The sequence below is a fragment of the Pacificibacter sp. genome, assembly GCF_039769035.1.
Classification (GTDB): domain Bacteria; phylum Pseudomonadota; class Alphaproteobacteria; order Rhodobacterales; family Rhodobacteraceae; genus Celeribacter.
Map to the genome: position 1 here is coordinate 1 of NZ_JBDMZG010000175.1, position 7,757 is coordinate 7,757.

The following is a 7,757-nucleotide window of genomic DNA, read 5'->3' on the forward strand; positions in this document are numbered from 1 at the left end:
CGCCCACGCGCGCGGAGGCAATCGACCACATGAGTGCCGCCCTTGATGGGTTCGAAATCGAAGGCATCGGGCACAATCTGCCGTTTTTGTCCGCCGTAATGGATCACCCGCGCTTTGTGTCGGGCAACATCACCACGGCCTTTATCGAAGAAGAATACCCAGACGGGTTCGAGGGCGCGCCCCTTGAGCAAGCGCAGTTGGACAAAATCGCTGTGGCAAGTGCCGCGATGTACCGTGTCGCTGAAATTCGCCGCTCGCGCATTTCAGGGCGCATGGGCAATCACGAACGTGTCGTTGGCGCGGATTGGGTGGTGCAAATCGCGGATCAAGATTTCCCTGTCCACATTGATGCCGACAAGAGCGGCGCCAATGTGACTTTGGGTGACGCGGTCTTGCGGGTCGAAAGTGATTGGGTGCCGGGGCAAACTTTGGCGTCTGTCACCGTTGATGGTGTGGCTGTCACGCTCAAAGTCAGCGACATCTCGGGCGGTTTCCGCATTCGAAATCGCGGTGCTGATCTCAAGGTGTACGTGCGCACGCCGCGCGCGGCCGAGCTTTCCAAATACATGCTGGAAAAAGTCGCTGCAGATACGTCGAAACTGCTGCTCTGCCCAATGCCAGGTTTGATCGTGGGCATTGACGTGGCTGTGGGGGATGAAATCCAAGAGGGGCAGACCCTGTGCACCGTTGAGGCGATGAAAATGGAAAACATCCTGCGCGCAGAACGTAAAGGCGTGGTGTCAAAAATCAACGCAAGCGCGGGCGACAGTTTGGCCGTGGACGAAGTGATCATGGAGTTTGAATAACCCATGCCACTTGCCGCTGTGTCAGAAACCTATTCTCAAACCCTGTTCGTGCCTGCGCCTTACCGCGCAGCGCGGGCGGCGTCTTTGATGTCTTGGATTTCTTGCTGGCGCAGTGGCGTTTTGTCGATGGCACGGGTGATCTCGCGCAGATCCCATGGATCAGGCTTGCGAAACATCACCGCGCCGTCTTTGTCGACCACAACAAAGGTAAACCCGCGTGGGCGCAATTGTTTGCGAACAGCGCTAAGTGTGTCGGGATCTGTGTCTGTCAAAACCACGACATCACGTTCCGTCAACACTTCAGGGCGTTCTGCCAACAGATCCATCTGTCTGCGAAAATTCAAATCCAACGGGTTGTCCGCGAAGACCACAAGCACGCGATTGACCCATTTAAAGTCAGCCAAATCAACCTCTGCTGCCGGTTGCGCAAGTGGTGCGGGTTCGGCGGCAACATCAGGCTGCGCCAAAGGCGTGTCTGCGTCTGCATCTTGTGCAAAAGCGGCTGGCGTCACTGAGATAAGAAAAGCGCTTAGGGCGCTGAGAAATATATGTTTCATCGATCCTCCGGTCCTTACCTATATAAGGTGCCGCGCGGGATTTACCAAGACATCCCATAGGTGTTTCGCTGCGATGGCCCCGCTGGCGTGCATGTTTGAAAGGACCGTTTCATGACCGATAGAAAACTTTGGACAGAGCTTGCAGGAAAAGAACTTCGCGGCAAGCCCGTGGAAAACCTCGCATGGGAGACGCTTGAGGGCATCACGGTCAAACCGATGTATGACGAGGATGATATCAAAGGCTTGGATCATCTTGGCAATACGCCGGGGCAGGCGCCGTTTACGCGGGGTGTGAAAGCAACGATGTATGCGGGCCGTCCATGGACCATTCGCCAATATGCGGGGTTTTCCACGGCGGAAGAATCCAACGCCTTTTACCGCAAAGCACTGGATGCAGGGCAACAGGGCGTGTCGGTCGCGTTCGATTTGGCGACGCACCGTGGCTATGACAGTGACCACCCGCGTGTTGAGGGCGATGTGGGCAAGGCAGGCGTGGCGATTGATAGCGTCGAGGATATGAAAATCCTGTTCGACGGTATTCCGCTGGACAAGGTCTCTGTATCTATGACCATGAACGGCGCTGTGATCCCGATTTTGGCGTCCTTTATTGTGACCGGCGAAGAGCAGGGGCACGACAAAGCGCTGCTTGCGGGCACCATCCAAAACGACATTCTCAAAGAATTTATGGTGCGCAACACCTATATCTATCCGCCAGAGCCAAGCATGCGGATCATCGCGGATATCATCGAATACACGGCCAATGAGATGCCGAAATTCAACTCGATTTCGATCTCTGGCTATCACATGCAAGAAGCGGGCGCGAATTTGGTGCAAGAGCTGGCGTTTACTTTGGCCGATGGTCGAGAATATGTGCGCACAGCGATCAAAGCCGGCATGGATGTCGATAAGTTTGCGCCACGCCTGTCGTTTTTCTTCGCCATCGGCATGAACTTTTTCATGGAAGCTGCCAAGCTGCGCGCGGCGCGTTTGCTGTGGACACGTGTGATGGACGAATTCGAGCCGCAGCTTGAAAAATCCAAAATGCTGCGTACCCATTGCCAGACCTCTGGCGTGTCTTTGCAAGAACAAGACCCATACAACAACGTGATCCGCACCGCTTATGAGGCGATGTCTGCAGCACTTGGCGGCACGCAATCCTTGCACACCAACGCGCTTGATGAAGCCATTGCTTTGCCGACAGAATTTTCCGCGCGTATTGCCCGCAACACTCAACTGATCTTGCAAGAAGAGACAGGCATCACCAATGTGGTCGACCCGCTGGCGGGGTCCTATTACGTCGAAAGCCTGACAGCTGAGCTGGCAGACAAGGCTTGGGCGTTGATGGAAGAAGTCGAAGAAATGGGCGGTATGACCAAGGCGGTCAACACCGGCATGCCGAAATTGCGGATCGAGGAATCCGCGGCCAAACGCCAAGCGCTGATTGATCGCGGCACTGAGGTGATCGTTGGGGTGAACAAATACCGTAAAGACAACGAAGACCCGATTGATATTTTGGACGTCGACAATGTCGCTGTACGTGAAAGTCAGATGGCGCGGCTTGAGAAAATTCGTGAATCGCGCGACGATGCGCTTGTGCTTGAAACCCTGTCTGATCTGGAAGCAGCGGCGACAACGGGCAAAGGCAATCTGTTGGCTCTGGCGGTCGAGGCCGCACGTGCACGTGCAACTGTAGGAGAAATTTCTATGGCGATGGAAAAATCATTTGGACGTCACCGCGCCGAAGTGAAGACGCTCGCAGGTGTGTATGGTGCCGCTTATGAGGGCGACGCTGGCTTTGCGCAAATTCAACAAGATGTTGAAACCTTCGCCGAAAACGAAGGTCGTCGTCCACGTATGCTTGTGGTGAAAATGGGCCAAGATGGGCATGACCGTGGGGCCAAAGTCATCGCGACTGCCTTTGCCGATATTGGGTTCGATGTTGATGTGGGGCCGCTGTTTCAAACACCCGAAGAAGCGGCACAAGATGCCATCGATAATGATGTACACATCGTTGGCATTTCGTCTCAGGCGGCAGGGCACAAGACTTTGGCACCTAAGCTGATCGAGGCGCTCAAGGCACAGGGGGCTGGCGATATCATCGTGATTTGCGGTGGTGTGATCCCACAACAAGATTACGCGTTTTTGAAAGACGCAGGCGTCAAAGCGATCTTTGGCCCCGGCACAAATATCCCAGCAGCGGCGCGAGAGATTCTTGAGCTGATCGGCAACCATTAGGTCAGACAGGGTCGGCCTCGTTTGTGTGGCCGACCTTACGACGCGTCGTATTTGTCGAGGTAGTCTTCGATCCATTGCACACGGCCAAAGCCTTCGGCCAAAAGAGCGAGATAACTGCGATTTCTAAGGGTGAGATCGTCTAAGCCAGGTTTGCCGTGAAACGCGACAATCGCGCAGTCTTTGGCAGGGCGACACCCACTGAACCACGACAAAGGCGGCAACGGGGCGACCGTTTTTTTGAACGATCCGATCAGATCTTCGGGAAGGTAGTCGACAGATTTGGCGACTTCGGAAATGAATATTTGATCGTTTTTAAGCGTTTCAAAGCTGCCCTCAGGGTCCGCAACAAAGCGGTCCCATATGTCGGTGTTTTCGCCGGCTACAAATCCTAGTACGGATGAATTTCCGGTGCGGTTGCTTGGGAACAATTTGGGAAACCATTGTTCGTGGTAGGTTTTCCAGTCTCGGATGATTTGGACCTTTTCAGGCACAATCATATCGAACAAAACCGACAAATCCCCTACTGCAGCAATATCAACATCGACATACAGAATTTTGGCGCCTTTAGGCAGGACATCTGGCTTGAACATCGACAGCTTAGGCCACATTCCGGGGGTCCATTTTTTTCGGTCAAGAGGGATGTCTGGCAAGGTCGCGATTTCTATGCCTGCGTCTAGACCGGTCGGGTCATCCGTGAGGCATAGAACCTTTGTGCCTTGTGGTGAATGGTCAAGAGCAGCGCGATAGGTTCTGTTGAATTCGTCTGCGGGGTAGCCTGTGCCCCATTTTATCATCACGACGTAATTCATGCTACGCTCCTGCTTTTGCAAAGATTTCCGCTATCGAACGCCGGTGAATCTGGGGGCGTCTGATTTCAATCCACTGGTACGGTTCCGATGTCCGTCTGTCAACGCTACGCGCGCAAGCGAATGCCTCGCACTGAACACCTTGACCATTCCATGATCAAAAGAGCCAAGCATGAAACCAAAAGAGCGAGGCCTGCGCCCCGCTCTTTGTCTGTTTCGGATGTGTTAAGTTACTAAGCGGCTTTGGCTTTCGCTTCTTCCGTGTGGCCCTCTTTCAGGGGCGCAAAGCGCAAGACGCAGTAGCCGATAATCGCGGAAATGACTGAGCCACTGACAACGCCGATGCGTACTTCGTTCATCAAGAATGGATCTTCGAACGACAGGCCGCCAATGAAGAGTGACATAGTGAAGCCGATGCCAGCAAGGGCTGAGACGCCGTAGATGTGAAGCCAGGTTGCCCCAAACGGTTTTTGTGCCACGCCCAATTTCACCAAGATCCAAGTGATGCCAAAGACACCGATTTGTTTACCCAAGATCAAGCCGCCCGCGATGCCAAGTGGCAACGGGTCGAATAGATTGGAGAAGGAGACGCCTTCGAAAACGACACCTGCGTTGGCAAAGGCGAAGATCGGCACGATGCCGAACAACACATAGGGCGAGAGCGCGTGCTCAAGTGAGTGCAGCGGTGATTTGCCCCATTTGTCTTTCATCGGAACAAAGAACGCTGTGATCACGCCGGCCAAGGTCGCGTGGACGCCCGATTTGAGCACCAATACCCACAACACAGCGCCCAGCAAGATGATTGGCGCAATACGGTGCGCACCAGAGCGGTTGAGGAAATACATGCCTGCAAGCGGGATCAAGGACAGGAATAGATAGTCAATTTTGAGTTCAGCTGTGTAGAAGAACGCGATGATCAAAATGGCGCCAAGGTCATCCAAAATCGCCAGTGTCAGCAAAAACACTTTCAATGATGTCGGAACGCGGCTGCCTACGAGTGCCAAAATACCCAGTGCAAATGCGATGTCAGTCGCCGCAGGGATTGCCCAGCCAGCATGCGTTTCTGGTGAGCTGAAGTTGAACATAAAGTAGATTGCGGCAGGCACAAACATGCCGCCAACGGCAGCCATGCCTGGCAGCAAAATATCGCGAGGGTCTTTAAGTTTCCCTTCAAGCAATTCTGCTTTCAGTTCCAAGCCGACCAGCAAAAAGAACACCGCCATCAAACCGTCGTTGATCCACAAGATAAGCGGTTTTTCGATGCCCGCGCCATTCAGCGTTATGCCAAAATAGGACCCTAGGACACCGTCATACGCGCCAAACAATGACGAGTTCGCAACGATCATGGCTGCGGCAGCGGAGATCATCAGAATGATACCCCCAGACGCTTCGCCGCCAAAAAATTTCTCAAGTTGTCTTAGGAGCATTTTGTTCTTTTCTTTCCCTTGTTAGATGTTCACCATACAGGTAATTGGAGCATTTCCCGACTCTTTCAATAGAGTTTTTGAGAATTGGTGGTTTATGTCGTATTTTTTCGACCATTTGGTGGTGTCTGCTGCTGATTTGACGCAGGGGCGCCTTTGGGCGGAAGGATTGCTCGACGTCCCTATGGAGCCACGCGGCGAACACGCGCGGATGGGAACACATAATCACGTTGTTGGACTTGATCGCGGCGCGTATTTCGAAGTGATTTCGGCTGATCCAAATGCACCAAAGCCTCCGCATGCAAGGTGGTTTGGTTTGGATGAGTTCGGCGGGGCTCCGAAATTGACGAATTGGGTCGTGCGCTGCGATGATCTTGATGAGGCGTGGGAACGCGCGCCAGCCAATGTGGGCCGGATCATGTCATTTGAGCGTGGCAATTACGCGTGGCGCATGATCGTGCCCGAGGATGGCATGCCTTTGTTCGACGGATGTTTCCCAACCTTTATTCAATGGGACTCAGATCATCCAACGCAACACCTGCCGCACCGCGATTTGCGGTTGCGCCGCTTAAAACTAACGCACCCAATGGCAACAGATTTGCGCGATGCAATTTCGCCGTTTGTTCAGGCCATGGAATATGTTTCAATAGGTGAGGGCGCAACGGCATCCTTGCAAGCTGAAATAGGATCAGCATCTGGGGAGATTTGGATCGCATGAAACTTCGCATAGCTACACCAGACGACGCATCAGCTTTGAAAGCAATTATGAAGCCCGTCGTTGCTGACTCAACGGCAACATTTTCGTCCGTGGAAAAAACGGAAGAAGAATGGGCTGCATTGGTCGCACGCCGCATTGAGGAAGGGCGCGCATTTTACGTGGCCGAGCTAGACGGTGAGGTGGCAGGCTATGCAACCTATGAGCAGTTTCGCAGTTCCAACAACGGTTACCGCTTTACCATGGAGCATTCTGTCTACCTAAGCGATGCCGCACAGGGGCAGGGCTTTGGGCGCATCTTGTTGATCGCGATCGAAGAGCACGCGCGCGAGGCGGGCCACAAATCAATGATTGGCGTCATTGATGCGGATAACACAGCGTCGATCGCGTTCCATGAGGCGCTTGGGTACAAAGAAGTCGGGCGTATTCCGCAATCGGGCTACAAATTTGATCGCTGGCTTGACGCATTATTTATGCAAAAGATTTTATAAAGGGGTGCGTTGACGCATGCGGTGGCCTCCTCATGCGTTTGTGACCTGACACCTGTCGGTCGGTAGTTTAAAGTTATTTTATGTCCATTTGGTACCGCATCTTAGATGCCCTTGCGGCGTTACGCTCTGGTGAAAGCCTATCTGCGGTTTTTGAACGCTTGCGTTCAGAACCTGAACGTCGCGTCGGGTTTGCTATTGCCGTCATCGCCCTTGGCGCAAAAATGGCCAAGGCGGACGGGCAAGTGACCCGCGCCGAAGTCACCGCATTTAGAGAAGTGTTCCACATCAGCGCAGAAGATGAAGCCGCAGCAGGGCGCGTTTTCAACTTGGCGCGCCAAGATGTTGCAGGGTTTGAAGATTACGCCAAGCGGGTCAAGGCCATGTACGGCGACGCGTGTGATCCATTGTTCGACCTATTGGACGGGTTGTTTCATATCGCAATGGCAGATGGTGAATACCACCCGAACGAAGATGCGTTTTTACAGCGGGTCGCAGAAATCTTTGAAATCAGTGAGCGCAAGTTTCGCATTATCCGCGCGCGGTTCGTGCCAGACGCGGTGCGTGACCCCTATGATATTCTGGGGGTCGATCCGACTATGAAATTGGTCGACATCAAATCTGCCTACCGCGCGTTGGTACGCGACAATCATCCCGACAAAATGATCGCACGCGGCGTGCCCGAAGAAGCGGTGCAAATGGCGACGCGCCGTCTGGCCGAGATCA

Annotated in this window: 8 protein-coding genes; 5 read left to right on the forward strand and 3 right to left on the reverse strand. The window is 53.6% G+C overall.

The window, feature by feature from the left end:
* Nucleotides 1-806, forward strand: an 806-nt coding sequence (locus ABF287_RS14550; RefSeq protein ID WP_347185720.1) for a biotin/lipoyl-containing protein, incomplete at its 5' end; no start/stop codon positions are given.
* A gap of 59 nt (nt 807-865) precedes the next feature.
* Here the strand turns inward: ABF287_RS14550 and ABF287_RS14555 are convergent.
* Entirely contained in the window at nt 866-1,363 is a 498-nt protein-coding gene (locus tag ABF287_RS14555) for a DUF4174 domain-containing protein (protein ID WP_347185721.1), read from the reverse strand.
* Nucleotides 1,364-1,474: 111 nt separating this feature from the next.
* Between ABF287_RS14555 and scpA the strand changes: the two genes are divergently transcribed.
* On the forward strand, nt 1,475-3,598 hold the full coding sequence (gene scpA, locus ABF287_RS14560; RefSeq protein ID WP_347185722.1) for a methylmalonyl-CoA mutase: 2,124 nt from the start codon (nt 1,475-1,477) through the stop codon (nt 3,596-3,598).
* Between the two features lie 35 nt (nt 3,599-3,633).
* On the opposite strand, the gene ABF287_RS14565 is transcribed toward scpA, so the two are convergent.
* Nucleotides 3,634-4,407, reverse strand: a complete 774-nt coding sequence (locus tag ABF287_RS14565) for a hypothetical protein (RefSeq protein ID WP_347185723.1) — start codon at nt 4,405-4,407, stop codon at nt 3,634-3,636.
* A gap of 230 nt (nt 4,408-4,637) precedes the next feature.
* Nucleotides 4,638-5,831: a Na+/H+ antiporter NhaA gene (gene nhaA, locus ABF287_RS14570; RefSeq protein WP_347185724.1), complete on the reverse strand. Its 1,194-nt coding sequence runs from the start codon at nt 5,829-5,831 to the stop codon at nt 4,638-4,640.
* Nucleotides 5,832-5,925: 94 nt separating this feature from the next.
* On the opposite strand from nhaA, the gene ABF287_RS14575 reads away from it, so the two are divergent.
* The 3 genes from ABF287_RS14575 to ABF287_RS14585 all read left to right on the forward strand — a co-directional run.
* The gene (locus ABF287_RS14575) at nt 5,926-6,546 is read left to right on the forward strand and encodes a VOC family protein (RefSeq protein WP_347185725.1); all 621 of its coding nucleotides are present in this window, start codon (nt 5,926-5,928) and stop codon (nt 6,544-6,546) included.
* Complete coding sequence (locus ABF287_RS14580) at nt 6,543-7,034, forward strand: N-acetyltransferase family protein (RefSeq protein WP_347185726.1); 492 nt, start codon at nt 6,543-6,545, stop codon at nt 7,032-7,034. Before ABF287_RS14575 ends, ABF287_RS14580 begins: the two co-directional genes overlap by 4 nt.
* 80 nt (nt 7,035-7,114) lie before the next feature.
* Nucleotides 7,115-7,757 (forward strand): TerB family tellurite resistance protein (locus tag ABF287_RS14585; RefSeq protein WP_347185727.1); only part of this gene is annotated, 643 nt, incomplete at its 3' end.

Coding starts and splice junctions, on each gene's coding strand:
- ABF287_RS14555 (WP_347185721.1), bottom strand. CDS start 1,363: ATGAAACATATATTTCTCAGCGCCCTAAGCGCTTTTCTTATCTCAGTG.
- scpA (WP_347185722.1), top strand. CDS start 1,475: ATGACCGATAGAAAACTTTGGACAGAGCTTGCAGGAAAAGAACTTCGC.
- ABF287_RS14565 (WP_347185723.1), bottom strand. CDS start 4,407: ATGAATTACGTCGTGATGATAAAATGGGGCACAGGCTACCCCGCAGAC.
- nhaA (WP_347185724.1), bottom strand. CDS start 5,831: ATGCTCCTAAGACAACTTGAGAAATTTTTTGGCGGCGAAGCGTCTGGG.
- ABF287_RS14575 (WP_347185725.1), top strand. CDS start 5,926: ATGTCGTATTTTTTCGACCATTTGGTGGTGTCTGCTGCTGATTTGACG.
- ABF287_RS14580 (WP_347185726.1), top strand. CDS start 6,543: ATGAAACTTCGCATAGCTACACCAGACGACGCATCAGCTTTGAAAGCA.